Consider the following 15,453-nt stretch of genomic DNA (forward strand, 5'->3'; position numbering starts at 1 on the left):
ATAGCTAGCTGCTTGAGTAAAGCTACTATTGCGATGGTGGTCAGCGATCTGTTTCCCCATGCAGGCGATTTATCAAAAGCCGAGTACTGGACTGGGCTTCGCCCAATGACGCCCGACGGAACGCCTATTATAGGCAAAACAAACATTCCGAACCTATATATTAAGGCCGGTCACGGTACCTTAGGCTGGACCATGGCGTGTGGCTCATGACGCTTAATTTCAGATAATTTGAAGAGATGAAAGCTAGTAGGCAGGCGATTAACTTGCCTAAAGCCGCTAGTCTGGTGTGTGATGCTTTATCCAATGCGATGCAATGTCTTGTCTACGGCAAACCCATACGTCGCTGAACTGCTCAATATAGTCTAAAAACTTGACCAAGCTAGCAAACCTACCAGGACGACCTATTATGCGGCAGTGCAGACCAATAGACAGCATTTTTGGTGCATCAGCGCCTTCATCGTAAAGGGTGTCAAAGGAATCTTTTAAATAGGTAAAGAACTGCTCACCTGAGTTGAAACCTTGCGGACTGGCAAAGCGCATATCGTTGGCGTCTAGCGTGTAAGGCACAATTAAGTGTGACTTGTAATTACCGTTAACAGCTTTACCTTCCACAAAATAAGGTAGATCGTCGGCGTAGCTGTCAGCGTCATATAAAAATGAGTCTTCTTCTATCACTAGCTTACGTGAGTTTTCGCTCATGCGGCCTAAATACCAGCCTTTTGGCTTCTCACCGGTCATGCTTTTGTGAATTTCTATGGCTTTTTGCAGATGTTCACGCTCAATATCAAGCGGGACTTTTTGATAGTCAATCCATCTATAGCCATGACTGGCTATTTCCCAGTCGGCTTTTAACATTGCTTCAACTGCTTCTGGATTTCGCTGCATAGCCATAGCCACACCAAACACGGTTACTGGCATTTTGCGCTGTGTAAACAGCTTATGCAGTCGCCAAAATCCTACCCTGGAGCCATATTCATAAAAAGATTCCATATTCATATGGCGCTGATTTTCAAACGGCAGCGCGCCTATAATTTCAGATAAAAATGTTTCTGAGGCTTTGTCACCGTGCAAAATACAGTTTTCAGCGCCCTCTTCATAATTAATGACAAACTGTACCGCTATTTTTGCTTTTTTCGGCCAGGTTACTTTTGGGCCGCGTTGGCCGTAGCCTTTCATGTCTCTTGGGTAGTTGTTCATTAGATCACTCATAGTAATGTTCATGTTGTTGAGGGTCATTGTAACCTTAACTCAATAGTTTCGTTTTCTAAGGTGACTTCATCGCAGTTATTTCCGGGGCCGCTTCTGTCAACAATCACAAAAAGTCGATCTTTTCGTTCCGATATTAATGGCATATGCCACACACCAGTATGAAAATTAAAGCCTTGGTGGCCATTGGTAACAAAGGCCTGCAGGGTATCGGAGTCTAAAGGTTTGTCTTTTGGCCCAACCACAAGTACCACGGGTTCATTGTCGGTAGGAATAAAAGCTTGACTGCCTTTGGGATGCTTTTCAAGCAAATTAAAGCAGTGGGGAAATGGTTTTGCCTCATTAATCTTGAAGTAGCTGACAATGGCGCGGCCACCGTTTTGGGTGTCAATTTGCACGTCGGCTAAATCGTGATAGCGCTGTACTCTGCCATCATTGATACTGAAGTTTTTAGCGCCCTCAAGCTCTATTACATCACCAAATTGCTTGAAGGCCTCACGGTTAAGGGGCTTTGCGACTAATTTAGTAATTTTCATGCACTGTCCTTTTTATTACAAAGATTTATAGCTAACGGTACACTAACAGCAAAGCTTGACCCATCGGCACGCGTTAAGCTTTACACTGCGTTTAGTCTTCATTCTATTTTATTATTCTGGTTGCTGTAATTCTTGATACCACTTTGCGATTAGCGAACGCTCTTCTTCAGTAATTTGGGTTAAATTACCAATTGGCATTGCTCTTAGCACAATCGTTTGCTGATGTATCTGCGTTGCTTGCGCTAAAATTTGCTCAGGTGTGTCGTACATATAACCTTTAGGCGCAGCGGCAAAGCCAGGATGAGTAGGCTGTGCAGCATGGCATGAATGACAGCGCTGTTCGATGACAGAGGCTACTTGGGAAAATTCTACTCTAGGCACTGCTGGGTCAATCGGCATGACCACCTGAGGCTTTGGTGCCATTACCCAAAAAACCGCGGCTAAAATAAGAAATGCAGGGATTAAGACCACTGTTAAAGGCTTGCCTTCGCTATGGCGAGATACAAAGAAGATACGAATTAAGGCGCCAGCCATTGAAATACCAACTAAAATTAACCAGTTATATTCATGACTATACGTCATAGCATAGTGGTTACTTATCATGGTAAATAACACAGGTAAGGTGAAATAGGTGTTGTGAACAGAACGCTGCTTACCCGCTAAGCCCGGCGCGGGGTCAACCTCTTTGCCTGCACGCAAATCTTCAACCATTTTCTTTTGGCCGGGAATAATGATGAAGTATACATTGGCTGCCATTATGGTGCCTAACATAGCACCGAAGGTGATAAAAGCGCCACGTCCGCTGAACATGTGCGTAAGCGCATAGGCCGCACCCGACACTAATATGAATATGACAATGCCCAGCACTAAATCGTTTTTAGCTAGGGCTGACTTACACAAAACGTCATAAATAATATAACCGCCAATTAAAAAGCTTACGCTTATGGCAATGGCGGCTGTTTGAGACATTTCCATTAAGCTGGAGTCAACCAGATAAATGTCAGCGCCGTACCAATACACGATGGCCATTAAGAAAAACCCACTGATCCATGTCGAATAGGCTTCCCATTTAGACCAATGCAGATTTTGTGCTAAAGGCTCATTTTTTGGCCCCAGCATATATTTTTGAGAGTGGTAAAACCCACCGCCGTGCACCGCCCATAACTCACCAAAGACACCGTTTTGTGAGTCTGCTGCTTTTTTTGAGGGCCGTAATGAGTTGTCTAACATTACAAAATAGAAGGACGCGCCGATCCATGCAATACCCGCGATGACATGCACACTTCGCACTAAAAAATTTAAAACGTCAAAGAAATACGCTTCCAATTGGCTGCTCCTTTTAAGCAAATATTTTGTTTCAACTTATTGATCAATATCAACAATAAGTGCTAAACCATACATATTTAGCAAATTTCTATGTGCATGACTTGTGCGTTTATGGATCACGATGACAACAGGATATGTAACAAAAATATTCTTGTCAACAAGATTGTTTACAATTAACTGACAATACAGACAGCTCCACTAAAGCTAAGGGAACAGCTAGTTTATTCAAAAGAACAAACATAGCTTTTACCATAAACATTAAAATTTAGAGGGGAAGTAGTGGGTTCAAACAAGCCCGTTTACTGGCATGCCACAACCTTTTAGAACGATATGCTTGATGGTTTTTTTCGCGTCATCAAAGTCTTTTTCATTTAGCGGGTGGCCTAAAGCCGCTTCTATTTCTACAGCAAAATTTGCATAGTGCTGGGTTGCGCCCCAAATAGTAAAGAGCAAGTGGTAAGGAGACACGTTATCAATTTTCCCTTGCGCTTGCCATGCTTCAATCACATGCGCTTTTGCACCTATCCATTTTTTAAAATCAGTTTGCAAGTACTCGCTTAAATAAGGCGCTCCGTACAATATTTCACTGGCAAAAATAATCGACGCCGTGGGATTGGTGCGTGAATACTCCAATTTCGCATCTATGTAGCTTGATATAGCCTGAGCGGGGTCGTCATCAGGCTGTATATCAGCAAATGCTTGGTTCCATAAATCGATAATATTAGTTAATACCGCGCCATAAAGCGCCAGCTTATTTTTGAAGTAATAGTGTATGTTGGTCCTTGGGATTTTAGCCAATGCCGCTATTCGGACAATCGAAGCGCCGTTATAGCCGTGCAGCTTAAACTCTTCTCCGGCCGCTTCCAAAATTTTATGTTTGTTGGCCACCCTAGACCGCTGCTGAATATTTGTTAGAGAATCATTGCTCAATTGTATACGAGGCCTGTTTATATCGGCCATAAAAACTCCTCAATAATAAACTATCGTTATAATCGCGGTTTGAACGCATCAAGCAGTTCGCCACTAACTTCTTTATCTTCTAGCTTGAGACGGGCTTCAATACCTTGTATATGGTCAAACATAAGCTGCGTTGCTTTATCGACCTGTCCTTTTTGCATTACTTCTATTAGGGCAAAATGCTCCTCATAAGAACACTTTGGTGCATCTGGCTTTTCATATTGAACGATAACTAATGAGGTTTGTGGGACTAAAGTAGTCACCATTCGTTCTAAGGTTGTATTTTTTGATATTTTAGCCAACATTAAATGAAAATCGCCGCCCGACAAAATGCCTTCTACTATATGCTCATGATCTATATTGTCTTGTTCTGTTTTTACTATTTTTTTAAGTAGCGCAAAATCACTTTTAGTAGCATGTTTAATAACGTCTTTTACAATAGCGACTTCTATCAATTGTCGAGCCGCGAAAATATCTTTTGCCTGCTTAACCGAAGGTTTAGCTATAAATGCGCCCTTATTAGGTTCAATTTCAATTATATGATCTTGGGATAAGCGCAGTAGGGCACTGCGAATAGTATTTCGGCCAACATTAAATATTTTAGATAAGTTATCTTCTGTGAGCCGCGTTCCTGGGCGCAGACGAAATGACAAGATAGCATCAAAAATTTCTTGATAAATTTCTTTATCACTGACTTTTTTCTTTTTATTACCAGCTTCTAGCAACGCCTTCATCCCACTCCTAAATACATATTAATCCTACATTGACCACTTTCTTGTGCTTAGTATATAGGGTTTTAACTTTATTTTGGATTGTTCTATCTTTTTTCTTATACGATAAGAAAATAAAAAATATCGTCTTATTTCTATTTTGCATGTCGATAAACACTACGATGCCTTTGTGTACCTTGGGTCAGCCTGCCACGTATAAATTTATCGCGAGTGTTTTTCCTTTGGCCAATCAAAATCTGCTCTGTGGGTGATAGGCGTATAATCGAAACACCCATGATGTGTCATATCGGTCACTATATTCTCCTAAAACGTAATGCTAAAGCTCACCAGCATCGGATTATGGTCTGACGCATCGGTTACAGGTGAACTTGCTTTCACTAATGTGAGGCCTCGGTAATAAACATGGTCTAGGGCTAAACCGTTAACAAATCGAGTGCGGTTGTCGGGTGAAAACTCAACTTTACGCAAGCCAAGTTTGCTTAGCTGCTCTTTTATTAACTCAACCCGCGCTGCGCTCCACGTATTTAAGTCACCTGCAAATATCACCGGACCTTCGTGTGTGGTAAGTTCTGCTGCTAATGCAGAAATTTGCCGGTTATATGCTAAGGTGCCGTAGGCAAAATTTACTGAATGTAAATTCACCACCGCCAGCACTTTGCCATCTGATAGTTTATAGCGTGCAAATATGCCCGATTTAGGCAATTGTAACCACGGCTCTGCCTCTATATATGCACAGGCCAACATAGGTGCACGCATCGATAAGTTAAGTACGCCCGAAGAAACGTCAAATAATTTAAACGCGTCAACATGACTAGCATACCAGTTTGCTTTGGATATATAATCTTTAAACTCATTTGTCATGCTGACTTCTTGCAGCAGCGCTAATTCAGTATTACTTGAATACTGCATTAATTTCCCTTGCCAATTCACGTTTGTTTGCTTATAAATATTCCAGACAAGTAAATCTAGCTTTCCATTTTTATCTAGCGGCTTAGCTTTTTCGTTACGGTAGCAATGCAGCGCATCACTTTGAATATCACCCTTTATAAGCGACAGTTGACCACTGATCGGCAAGCTAAGCACTTGCCAGTATGAAATAGTAATAAAAGTAAACAACACCACGAAAAATGCAATTAGCGCCACAACTCTACTGCGTAAAAACTGTATAAGCCATTTCATTTATTATTTAATTTCGCGCCTAAAGAGCCTAGCTAACGTTATATATGCGATGCTTTCTCATGAAAACTTTACTGTAAGATAGTACAAATCCACCTGTACATCAAACAATCTACCAGCGTGCTCTTGAACCGCGCACATTGGATGTATTACAAATAGCTTAAGGGCTTGCGCCACCTCGTTTTTTTGCATGAAGAATAAGCGGGCGCAAATCATTAGGTAAGGCATTTTGAAACTCGGCGCAAGGGCCTCATGGGAAACAAGCGCTATTTGATCTCTGCCCTTAGCAGGGGCGCAACTTTGCTCTCAAAGACTTCAATTTGAGTGTTTAATTCGGCAAGCTTTTGCTCATACTCAGCACTATTGAGCTGCTGCATTAAAGCAGATGCCGCATAAGCGCTGAACTGGTTACGATGATTGACCCAAAAGCCTGATTTATCTGGCAGCTCAACCGGCGCCAAAAATTCGGTTAAAGATTGCTCAATCAATGCAGGTTGCAAAGATAACAAAGCCTTTTGTAGAGGCACTACACTAAAAAAACGTGTGGTTTTAAGTGTAAGTTGATCAACTAGCTGTCGCGTAATATCAGCATCTTCTTGCTGATTGATAAAACTCAAGTAGCTTTGCCAAAATCTGGCGTCTGGCGAATCCCCATAGAGTGAGGCAGTATAAGAAAACCAATCTTGCGCTTGGCTCGGCATGTTTGCCTCATCGTATAGCAAGGCCAAGAAAATACTGTTCACTGGCGAGCCTGTATCAATTGTTAAACAGATATTCATTGCGTCAATGGCGGCAGTAATCTGGGACTGTTGCCTGAGTATTTTAGCTTTGTACACGTAGGCCCATGTATAGTTGCTGTCAATATCAATTGCGCGCTCTACTAGCGCAAGCGCTTCAGGCATTTCATTGCGCCAAAAGTGCACTATCGCTTTGTTCACATTTATCCACGGCGATAAGGGATCTAGCTGCAGGGCCTTTTCTGCATAGCGAAGTGCTACGTCAAACTCATTCTTGGCCAAAGCCAGCTCCGAATACACATAGAGCCCTCGGGTATTTAAGGCATCGACACTTAACACGCGATTGATTAACTGCTGCGCGGTGTCAAAGCGCAGATCTTCAATTGCCAATATAGCGCCTGCTAATAGCGCATTAGTATCATTGGCGTCTAATTGAAGTGCACTATTAATAGCAGCATTAGCCTTTGCAAGAGCAGCTGTTTTTTCCATGTAAATGTCATGATAGTTATAACGGGCATATACGAATGCCAAACTACCAAAAGCAGAGGCAAAATTCGGCGCTAGCTCTGTGGCCCTCGCAAATGATGCCTCTGCGCGAGAAAACCATTCACTGGTGGTGCCATTCATCCACCAGTAATTTCCCTGTAAATATGCCTGATAAGCATTAATGTCAATGTTGTTGGCTGCGACTATAAAAGTCGCTGGTTCGCTTTGCCCAAACAGCTGTGTGTTTATATCGGCAATGACCTTAGTATTTAATATCAGCAGTTGCTGCATATCATCTTCATATATCTGTGACCAAATCGCGTTATTACTTTGCTTTTCAACTAAACGCACTAATACACGAATGCGCTCGTTTGCTTGGGTAACGCTGCCTTCTACCCAATATTCAATATTCACATCGTCCAGTAACGCGTCTAGTGCAGCGGGGTTGCGCGCCAGAGCAACAGACGAGTAGTGCGATAAAACACTAATTTTATCTGACTTAGCTAACGTAATTGACAGCTCTTCTGGCAGCATTTCAGCCAAATAATCATTGTTTGCATCGCCCGTAAGATTGCGCCACGGTAAAAAAGCGACGGTCGTAGGCGTGCTGCGATTGCCATTAGTGTGAGACCTCTCAATGAAAGATTCAGGACTTTGTAGGGCGTCCGGTAAAAAAAAGTAAATCAGCAGGGTCAGTATCACACTAAATACAGCAAATGCGACGGCTTTACCTTTGTTGAGCGTTGGCGCGTTGACTAGCTTGGGCTTGTCACTTATGTCTGGATCCACCGTGAAGTCGTCTGTGCTTTGCATAGCGCCCCGGTTTATAAATTCTTGGCGCGTAAGCCACGTCACATTAGCCGATAATCGGTAACCTTTTTTGGGCACTGTTTGAATGACTTTGCGCGTTTTACTGTCGTTGAAATGTTGCCGAAGCTGTGAAATAACGCGAGTCAGCGAGTCGTCAATGACCACGCGTCCGTGCCAGACTTTATCCATTAGCTCATTTCTACTGACGGTTTCGCCTGCAGACAAAGCCAATTGATAGAGCACCTGCATGGCTTTTGGCTCTAAATGACGCGCTGTATCGGCATGAAATATTTTGTGGTCGCCCACGTCAATATAATAATCATCTAAACGAAAATAACCATTTTCAGGTAATGCCTGTTCAGTCAATTGCCTGGTTCCACTTGATTATCACCCTCGGTTTATAACAAAAATACGTCGATATCAGACTTTCATCGGTATTTCATCAGCTTTTTATCTGTTGTTCATCAGGAATTTATTTCACAGCGCAACCATACTAATGTTGTCAGCTCGGTGCAAGTAAGTCGCATTGATGAAAGCGAAGTAAACGTTGAGTAAATAAAATGTAAACACCAATCAGTACATTTTAACCATTGACAGTTAAGCGCCAAGTACTCGTTCAAATACATAAGGTAGAACATTATGAAAACAGCAATTAAAATACTTTCACCAGCCGTTTTAGCGATGCTTTTGGCAGCGCCCTTAAGCCAAGCAGCTGCTGCAAATAGTACCACCATAGCGTCAACACTCAGCGTGAAAACCAGTGTTGCAGAAGTGGTTGGCGTACGCGAAATTGAATCAGGAAAGTTTGAACAGGGAATTCGAAAAAGTAAAGCGGTTTTAGTCAAAACATCAACGTCTGGTATGCGTAAACCACTGTTAGATAACTTGTGCGTGGCACATTTAGCCATTGAAGACATTGTGCAGGCCGACAAATACTGTAATGATGCTGTTAATGTGGGCAGAGCTTCTGCAATTTCTTACAACAATCGCGCGGTAATGCACTATGTATCAGGTGATCTAGACGCTAGTCTTGAAGATTTAGATTCCGCCGGTGAATTTAGAAACTTTCAAAAAATGGTCGCGCGTAATCATAAAATAGTGAGCCAGCAGAGTATGCTCAGCAAAAATTGAACGCAACTGTTCAAGCGAGCACATCGCGTTTTAGGTGGTAACATTATTAATAGTAAAGTGAAAATGAAAAAGGCTTTCATTAAGCGTTAGCCTTTTTTACTTTTTTACCCATTTCATTTGAGTCTTTTTAAGCACCCGATAAGTGGTCCATATAATTTTCAAACTGGCCAAGCATTACTTGAATACCACTTGCCTATGATCTACCTGGTAGCAGGCCTTTTCGATATTCTAGCTTTTTTGTTTGTCAAAATTAGACTATATTGTTGATCTAATATTTTCTAATTTATAAGTGTTAATGACAAAGCCTATTCTCAGCACCCATGTTGGTTCTCTACCTCGCTCACAATCCACCGTTGACCTTATTTTCGCGCGTGAAAACAATGAGTCCTATGATGTACAAGCATTTCAAGCCGAAATGACGTCTGGCGTGGCGAGCGTTGTGCAAAAACAGAAAGAAGCGGGCATTGATATTGTGTCTGATGGCGAAACCTCTAAAATTTCATATGCCACCTATGTGAAAGATCGCTACACGGGATTTTCAGGAGACAGCCCTAGAAATGCGCCCGCCGACCTTCAGTTATTCCCTGATTTTCTGAAAAAACTGGCTAGCTCTGGCGGTACGCCCACCTACTCACGTCCGTTTTGTACGGGCACGATTAAAAGCAAAGGAAATGAAGACCTACAGCGTGATTTAGATAATTTGCGCTTAGCGCTTAAGCAGCAAAAAATAAACAAAGCGTTTATGAACGCGGCTTCTCCAGGCGTCATTGCGCTATTTTTACCTAACCAATATTATCCTTCTCGTGAGAAGTACATTGAGGCACTTGCTGAGGTAATGAAAGCGGAATACAAAGCCATTATCGATGCAGGATTTGACCTGCAGCTAGACTGCCCCGATTTAGCTTTATCGCGGCATATGCTGTTTCAAGACTTAAGCGATGAAGCGTTTATTAAAATAGCCAACACGCATGTTGAAGCACTTAATTATGCTATTGCAGATTTGCCGCAAGAACGAGTGCGCATGCATATTTGCTGGGGCAACTATGAAGGACCGCACGTTTGCGATATCCCCATGCAAAAAATGTTTGATACCTTAATGTCGGTTAACGCAGGACAACTGCTGTTTGAAACTGCAAATCCGCGACACGGTCATGAATGGGAGGTGTTTGAGCAAAGAAAGCAGGACATACCCGATTCTAAAATTCTAATCCCGGGCGTGATTGACAGCACCAGTAACTTTGTAGAGCATCCGCGCTTAGTGGCACAGCGTATTCAAAAGTTCGTTGATATTGTGGGACGCGATCGTGTTATTGCCGGCTCCGACTGTGGTTTTGGCACCTTTGCTGGCTTTGGCGCCGTTGTGCCTGACATTGCCTATGCAAAGTTGCAAAGCTTGTCACAAGGGGCTAAATTGGTCTAAAGACTGGCGCTTAAAGCGCCAGTCTTTAGCTTTTTATGGGGCTGTTTTAGGCCCTATTAGGTGCCACTGTGTTTGCCGACCCGCTAAATAAATAACCCGATTGCCATCAAACATAGCGCCCTGCTCTAGCTTGATACGCACGCCCTGATTGTCCCATTCTTGCAGTTCATAGCGGATGTTTCCCTCTATCGCATAGGCGGTATTTGGGTATAGCGGCCAATCGCCGCGCACCGGTGTTTCGCCTTGGTTATCCCACATGCCTATTGTTGGTCCGGGTGCATGACCAAAAAAGCCAATAGGATGGGTATAGGTACTTGAGTCAATACCCGCACTTGTCGCTTTTCGCTGAGTGGCCGCCAGTATTTGGTTACCGCTTAAGCCAGTTTCAAACGAGCTGGTCACAAAATCTTGCCATTGATTGCCCACTGCCATTGCATCTTTTAGGCCTTGAGGCACATCAGACTCACCCGGTTTTAGCACATAAGCCATTTCTTGCGTGTCGGTGCATAGCTTCAAATAACAAATGCCTACGTCGGTATGTAAGACGTCACCAGGTTGAATAACACCGCTGGTGCCGCAAAATGGATTATCTTTAGCACATTCAAGGCCTTCACGCTGCAAATTTACATAGGGCATAAACCAAACTGGCAGGTCGAGTTCGTGAAAGCGCTGGCGCAAAAACCACGCCACATCGTCGGTGCTGGTTACGCCCGGCGTGATAACTTTTGATGAAAACCCTTGCGCAATCACCGAACGAGCCAATTGCACTACATGCGGATAAACCGCGCGCTCGCCTTCGCTGCGTGTTTCAATCCAGCGCACCACGAGTTCCTCTGCCGACACGACTCTGTCTTCAAAACCCTCGGGCATAACCTCTAATAAGCGCTGATACAAGCCTTGGGTAAGGCCGTCTGCAACTGGCCAATGACGTGAAGTGTTAATGCCAATTCGTTTGGGATTTAATTCAGCAATTAAGTCACCTAATGCACGCCATTGCTCATCTAAATCGCCGCCCGTCCAGACCGATTCATAAGGTTCGCCAAAGGGATAAGTATTGACCGACAGGGCGTCAACCGTGCCGTCTTCTTGTAAGTGAAACGCTAGCATAGTGGTTCGCCTAGCAGCAAACACGGGCTGCGGCACTAGTGAGAAAAACACCGGATCTTCGGCGTATTCGCGTGCTAGCACCAGCCATAAATCAATATTTTTTTGCGCCATTAGCTCAGGTAACAATGTCAAAATGCGATCATTTAACATGCGATTCTCTGGTTCAATTCTGGCTCGCTGGTCTAATATAGACGCCGCAGGCGAAGCCTTAAGTTGAACATTGGCGTACGCCGAACCAAACAATATACTGGTACTCAGCAAAGGTATAACAACGGCCGCCATTAAAACGGTGCAAAGACTATTTTTCATTACATTACCTCATCAATTATTAAAAAACGCTACTTACACTGTTTGAAATCTCTTTATTTTGGCGCGTATATCTTCCCTAATAATCATCAGCGCGGGGATCAAAAACTGCGCCTGCGTGCTGGTTTCAAACAGCATAGGCATTATACCAAGTGAGGTGGTGGCCGTGGTCAGGAAAATACCGCGCAATCTAAGCAGAGCAGCACTATTAGCGGCTTTTTTCTTACTGCTGCCGTCATATATCATTCTCGCTTTTGTGCGAAATTAGGCCTATTAAGGCGCTCAATGCAGAGTGTAAACGCGATGTTAAAAATTAAAAACTCAGCGATTATTTGCTCAACTCTTCACGCCTCATAGCCGAATGATTACTCTAAATCACTGAAGGTTCTGCAGCAGTGTAATATACGGCGCTATGTTGAGATTTTTTTCTTCACGCCATTTTGCGTTATGCACGCTTTGTAAATATCGTGTGCCCTCATCGCATATGAGCGTCACAATACTACCGCTCTGTTTTTCCTGCTTCATTTCATGGGCAAGCACAATTGCGGCGTATACGTTCAACCCTGTTGAACCACCAAACTTCTTATTTAGTAAGCTCTCTAACCAAATAGCGGTAGCGACACTTGCAGAGTCATCTATTTTGAGCATTTTATCTACAATATGTGGGTTAAAAGAGGGTTCGTGGCGAGGCCTGCCAACACCTTCAATGTTGGTTGATGTGCATTTGAAAACACCTGTTTCGTAAGTGTTTAATGTCGGAGTATCAATACTTGATGTAAATACATCAAAGAAAACCGAACCCTCAGGATCCGCAACACACAGTTTTGTGTCACCAATTTTAGAAGACATATATCGAATATAGCGCCCAATTGTGGCTGAGGTGCCGCCAGTGCCTGCGCCTACTACCACCCATGTTGGCACGTGATGCTCTTCATCTAACATTTGATCAAATAGGCTCTCGGCAATGTTGTTATTACCACGCCAATCGGTAACTCGCTCGGCATATGTGAATTGGTCCATATAATGGCCGCTTGTTTGCGTGGCAATGCGCTGAGCTTCATTATAAATATTGGCTGATTCAGTAAAGGTGATTGAACCCCCGTAGTGCTTAATGCTGGCCAGTTTTTCGGGTGATGTACCTGTTGGTACTACAGAGATAAACGGTAAACCTAGTAATTGTGCAAAATAAGCTTCGGATATGGCGGTGGAGCCTGATGATGCTTCTACAATGGTAGAGCCTTCGAAGATATGACCATTGCACAAAGCATATAAAAAAAGAGAACGGGCGAGTCTGTGCTTGAGGCTGCCGGTTAAGTGAGTTGACTCATCTTTTAAGTAAAAATCGACATCCTCAAATGCACTAAGATTAAATTTTAAGAGATGGGTATCTGCACTTCTTCGATAATCGGCGGCAATTTTTTGCACGGCGCTACAAATCCATTTGCGCTGCTGTTTATTTCGTATACAACTCTTGTTAGCTATTACGCCTTGCAATATTGCATTCATATCCTGAATCATGTTTACGTACCGTGCATATATTATCAATTAGTAGAATAAACGCTATATTCATTGTATGCAACTTAGTCACTCGCTCTTTTAGTCGGTCATAACTATCAAATAGATATTTATTGTATAGCGCATGCGCACGTATTACCGTAACTACCGACGGCTGTGTCCAAGCAGAATTAAGAGAAGATTGCCTATGTTGATGCGTATTGTTGCTTTTATCGTGTCAACAGCCGGCATTGTTAGCTATGCGAACAGCCCCAATGGTAAAGCGCTTTTGTTTTCTGTATCAGGTGATATCTACAACTATAATTTTGCGGGATTACTTCTCACGCTTTTTCTTTGCCACCGTTAACCAATCAAAGTTAATACCCGAAATAGCGTTAAACCTCGCCACTCTTAGCACCAAGGACAGTGCTTTGGGTCTCTGGCGAATACCGGTATCATGCAATTTAGGAATAAAGTAGAAAAATACCAGCAAACGCCCAATGCTAGAGCAGATAAACACGATAAATAATGCGCTACTAAGCCAAGTCGATAGGCCGCTCCATTCGTTAAACAAATTGGCGTAAGAGGCAATTACCCCGCCCACCAGCGAGCCAATAAACACCAGCACGGCAGCAAGCGCAGCTTGGGTGGCCGCGTAGGTGGCGAAGTTGCTTTGGTGAGGACGAATATCATATAAATAATTAGCGCTACTTAGGGTAAAACCGCTCCACCATAATCCTGAAAATGCTTGAATGAATACAATGTAAATAAAACTGTCACCGAACAACCAGAGCACAGGGATTACGCTGATTGCCCCGGTGCAAATCATAATGACAAGACGGTTACCGAATTTATCGCTAAATTTCCCCCAATATTTCAAGCTGATAAACTGCGTCACAATTGATGAGATCCCCGCAAGTACAAATTCTAAATAGGTAAACGCCAAGTGCTCTAACATATACACAGCAAAAAATGGCGCAGAAATAGCCACCATTGCACTCAAACCAGCCACCAAGAAACTGTATTGTTTAAACACCGGATCTTGCAAAGATTCTTTAAAAGCGACCAAGGTTTGAGTAAACGCAATTTTACCAGCGCTTGCTTGATCATCTACCATTTTGGAGAATAACCAAGCTGAATTAAGTCGTCCTATGGCGGCAACTAAAAACAATGATGCAAATCCGAGCCACACTAATGCTACTTTATCCGCTGCAGTTAATAATGCACCGCCAGCTAAAAATACGCATAGCGATGCAAACATGACAATACGAGTACGTGCGGCAAAAAAAGAACCACGCCTGCTCGCAGGCACAATACTGCCCATCCACGCCCGCCATTGTGGCTGTATAAGATTGAGTAAGCCGTGATGCAAAAGGACTAACAAAATAAAAAACCATATACCGTATGTTGGTCTAAGGAGTGCTAAAACTGCCATTATTATTAATACGATTGACTGTAAAACAGCACCGCAAACGATGATTTTTTTGCGACAAAAATAATTGCTTAACCAAATCGAAAAAATTTGCATAATCGCACCAAACAATTGAGGTAATCCCGTTAAAATGCCCAATTGTGTCATGCTGGCGTGGAGGTAAATGGCAAACGCATTGAAGAAGTTATCACTGGTTGCTGTCATAGCGGAGGAAGCTAAGGCCTCTTTTTGAGAGTATTTAAGCGTTTGCCTAAGCGTTGAATTGTCTGCTCTTCGTTTTTCAACTCGCGCGTTTGCGGCAGTCTCAGTCCCCTTGTTTCGCTTTGAGTTCTCAAGATCATTTTTTTGCGTCACGTTTGCAGTACTAGCCTTTATATCGCCGAGGGTTTCTTGCGAACTTCTATTTTTATTATAAGCACTATTAAGCTTGCTTAGACGGCGTTTCGGCATAATCGAATATCGTAAATTATCTGCGTTAAAAAGAGTGGGGAAAGAAGCTGTTGCTTTACGTGTATACTAACTTGAGTTAAGCAAAATACCCATATTTATATTAGTCGCTTCTACAAGTAGCCAAGTACGATTTTCGTACACCTTTAAG

Annotated in this window: 14 protein-coding genes; 3 read left to right on the forward strand and 11 right to left on the reverse strand. The window is 43.0% G+C overall.

The window, feature by feature from the left end:
• The first annotated feature begins 12 nt into the window (after nucleotides 1-12).
• Nucleotides 13-210 (forward strand): FAD-dependent oxidoreductase, encoded by a 198-nt coding sequence (locus GPUN_RS01840; protein ID WP_274378070.1) that lies wholly within the window; start codon nucleotides 13-15, stop codon nucleotides 208-210.
• 66 nt (nucleotides 211-276) lie between these two features.
• On the opposite strand, the gene puuE is transcribed toward GPUN_RS01840, so the two are convergent.
• The 7 genes from puuE to GPUN_RS01875 form a co-directional block, all read right to left on the reverse strand.
• A complete protein-coding gene (gene puuE / locus GPUN_RS01845) occupies nucleotides 277-1,236 on the reverse strand; it encodes an allantoinase PuuE (RefSeq protein WP_006002858.1) in 960 nt (319 codons plus the stop codon).
• Complete coding sequence (locus GPUN_RS01850) at nucleotides 1,233-1,742, reverse strand: ureidoglycolate lyase (RefSeq protein WP_006002859.1); 510 nt, start codon at nucleotides 1,740-1,742, stop codon at nucleotides 1,233-1,235. The genes puuE and GPUN_RS01850 overlap by 4 nt, the downstream gene beginning before the upstream one ends.
• Nucleotides 1,743-1,853: 111 nt before the next feature.
• Nucleotides 1,854-3,068 (reverse strand): urate hydroxylase PuuD, encoded by a 1,215-nt coding sequence (locus tag GPUN_RS01855; protein ID WP_006002860.1) that lies wholly within the window; start codon nucleotides 3,066-3,068, stop codon nucleotides 1,854-1,856.
• A gap of 285 nt (nucleotides 3,069-3,353) precedes the next feature.
• A complete protein-coding gene (locus GPUN_RS01860) occupies nucleotides 3,354-4,028 on the reverse strand; it encodes a TetR family transcriptional regulator C-terminal domain-containing protein (protein WP_006002861.1) in 675 nt (224 codons plus the stop codon).
• 26 nt (nucleotides 4,029-4,054) lie between these two features.
• Nucleotides 4,055-4,759, reverse strand: a complete 705-nt coding sequence (locus GPUN_RS01865; protein ID WP_006002862.1) for a GntR family transcriptional regulator — start codon at nucleotides 4,757-4,759, stop codon at nucleotides 4,055-4,057.
• 300 nt (nucleotides 4,760-5,059) lie between these two features.
• Nucleotides 5,060-5,935, reverse strand: coding sequence for an endonuclease/exonuclease/phosphatase family protein (locus GPUN_RS01870; RefSeq protein WP_006002866.1), 876 nt, complete (start codon nucleotides 5,933-5,935; stop codon nucleotides 5,060-5,062).
• A 263-nt stretch (nucleotides 5,936-6,198) separates the two neighbouring features.
• The gene (locus GPUN_RS01875) at nucleotides 6,199-8,331 is read right to left on the reverse strand and encodes a winged helix-turn-helix domain-containing protein (RefSeq protein WP_006002870.1); all 2,133 of its coding nucleotides are present in this window, start codon (nucleotides 8,329-8,331) and stop codon (nucleotides 6,199-6,201) included.
• Between the two features lie 273 nt (nucleotides 8,332-8,604).
• Here GPUN_RS01875 and GPUN_RS01880 point away from each other — a divergent pair, with 273 nt between their 5' ends.
• Together GPUN_RS01880 and GPUN_RS01885 are read left to right on the forward strand one after the other, a co-directional pair.
• Nucleotides 8,605-9,096: a tetratricopeptide repeat protein gene (locus GPUN_RS01880; RefSeq protein ID WP_006002872.1), complete on the forward strand. Its 492-nt coding sequence runs from the start codon at nucleotides 8,605-8,607 to the stop codon at nucleotides 9,094-9,096.
• A 295-nt stretch (nucleotides 9,097-9,391) separates the two neighbouring features.
• A complete protein-coding gene (locus GPUN_RS01885) occupies nucleotides 9,392-10,516 on the forward strand; it encodes a cobalamin-independent methionine synthase II family protein (protein ID WP_006002874.1) in 1,125 nt (374 codons plus the stop codon).
• A gap of 33 nt (nucleotides 10,517-10,549) precedes the next feature.
• On the opposite strand, the gene GPUN_RS01890 is transcribed toward GPUN_RS01885, so the two are convergent.
• The 4 genes from GPUN_RS01890 to GPUN_RS01905 all read right to left on the reverse strand — a co-directional run bounded on the left by GPUN_RS01890 (nucleotide 10,550) and on the right by GPUN_RS01905 (nucleotide 15,305).
• Nucleotides 10,550-11,932: a M24 family metallopeptidase gene (locus GPUN_RS01890; protein WP_006002877.1), complete on the reverse strand. Its 1,383-nt coding sequence runs from the start codon at nucleotides 11,930-11,932 to the stop codon at nucleotides 10,550-10,552.
• A gap of 33 nt (nucleotides 11,933-11,965) precedes the next feature.
• Entirely contained in the window at nucleotides 11,966-12,175 is a 210-nt protein-coding gene (locus GPUN_RS01895; RefSeq protein ID WP_006002879.1) for a hypothetical protein, read from the reverse strand.
• 129 nt (nucleotides 12,176-12,304) lie between these two features.
• On the reverse strand, nucleotides 12,305-13,435 hold the full coding sequence (locus tag GPUN_RS01900; RefSeq protein ID WP_141567191.1) for a PLP-dependent cysteine synthase family protein: 1,131 nt from the start codon (nucleotides 13,433-13,435) through the stop codon (nucleotides 12,305-12,307).
• Nucleotides 13,436-13,757: 322 nt separating this feature from the next.
• Entirely contained in the window at nucleotides 13,758-15,305 is a 1,548-nt protein-coding gene (locus tag GPUN_RS01905) for an MFS transporter (RefSeq protein WP_006002883.1), read from the reverse strand.
• Between the last annotated feature and the right edge of the window lie 148 nt (nucleotides 15,306-15,453).

This window comes from Glaciecola punicea ACAM 611 (assembly GCF_000252165.1).
Classification (GTDB): domain Bacteria; phylum Pseudomonadota; class Gammaproteobacteria; order Enterobacterales; family Alteromonadaceae; genus Glaciecola; species Glaciecola punicea.

Excerpts from the sequence above, each read along its gene's own strand:
- GPUN_RS01905 (WP_006002883.1), bottom strand. The coding sequence starts at position 15,305 with ATGCCGAAACGCCGTCTAAGCAAGCTTAATAGTGCTTATAATAAAAAT.
- GPUN_RS01870 (WP_006002866.1), bottom strand. The coding sequence starts at position 5,935 with ATGAAATGGCTTATACAGTTTTTACGCAGTAGAGTTGTGGCGCTAATT.
- GPUN_RS01900 (WP_141567191.1), bottom strand. The coding sequence starts at position 13,435 with ATGAATGCAATATTGCAAGGCGTAATAGCTAACAAGAGTTGTATACGA.
- GPUN_RS01880 (WP_006002872.1), top strand. The coding sequence starts at position 8,605 with ATGAAAACAGCAATTAAAATACTTTCACCAGCCGTTTTAGCGATGCTT.
- GPUN_RS01885 (WP_006002874.1), top strand. The coding sequence starts at position 9,392 with ATGACAAAGCCTATTCTCAGCACCCATGTTGGTTCTCTACCTCGCTCA.
- GPUN_RS01895 (WP_006002879.1), bottom strand. The coding sequence starts at position 12,175 with ATGATATATGACGGCAGCAGTAAGAAAAAAGCCGCTAATAGTGCTGCT.
- GPUN_RS01850 (WP_006002859.1), bottom strand. The coding sequence starts at position 1,742 with ATGAAAATTACTAAATTAGTCGCAAAGCCCCTTAACCGTGAGGCCTTC.
- puuE (WP_006002858.1), bottom strand. The coding sequence starts at position 1,236 with ATGACCCTCAACAACATGAACATTACTATGAGTGATCTAATGAACAAC.
- GPUN_RS01865 (WP_006002862.1), bottom strand. The coding sequence starts at position 4,759 with ATGAAGGCGTTGCTAGAAGCTGGTAATAAAAAGAAAAAAGTCAGTGAT.
- GPUN_RS01890 (WP_006002877.1), bottom strand. The coding sequence starts at position 11,932 with ATGAAAAATAGTCTTTGCACCGTTTTAATGGCGGCCGTTGTTATACCT.
- GPUN_RS01860 (WP_006002861.1), bottom strand. The coding sequence starts at position 4,028 with ATGGCCGATATAAACAGGCCTCGTATACAATTGAGCAATGATTCTCTA.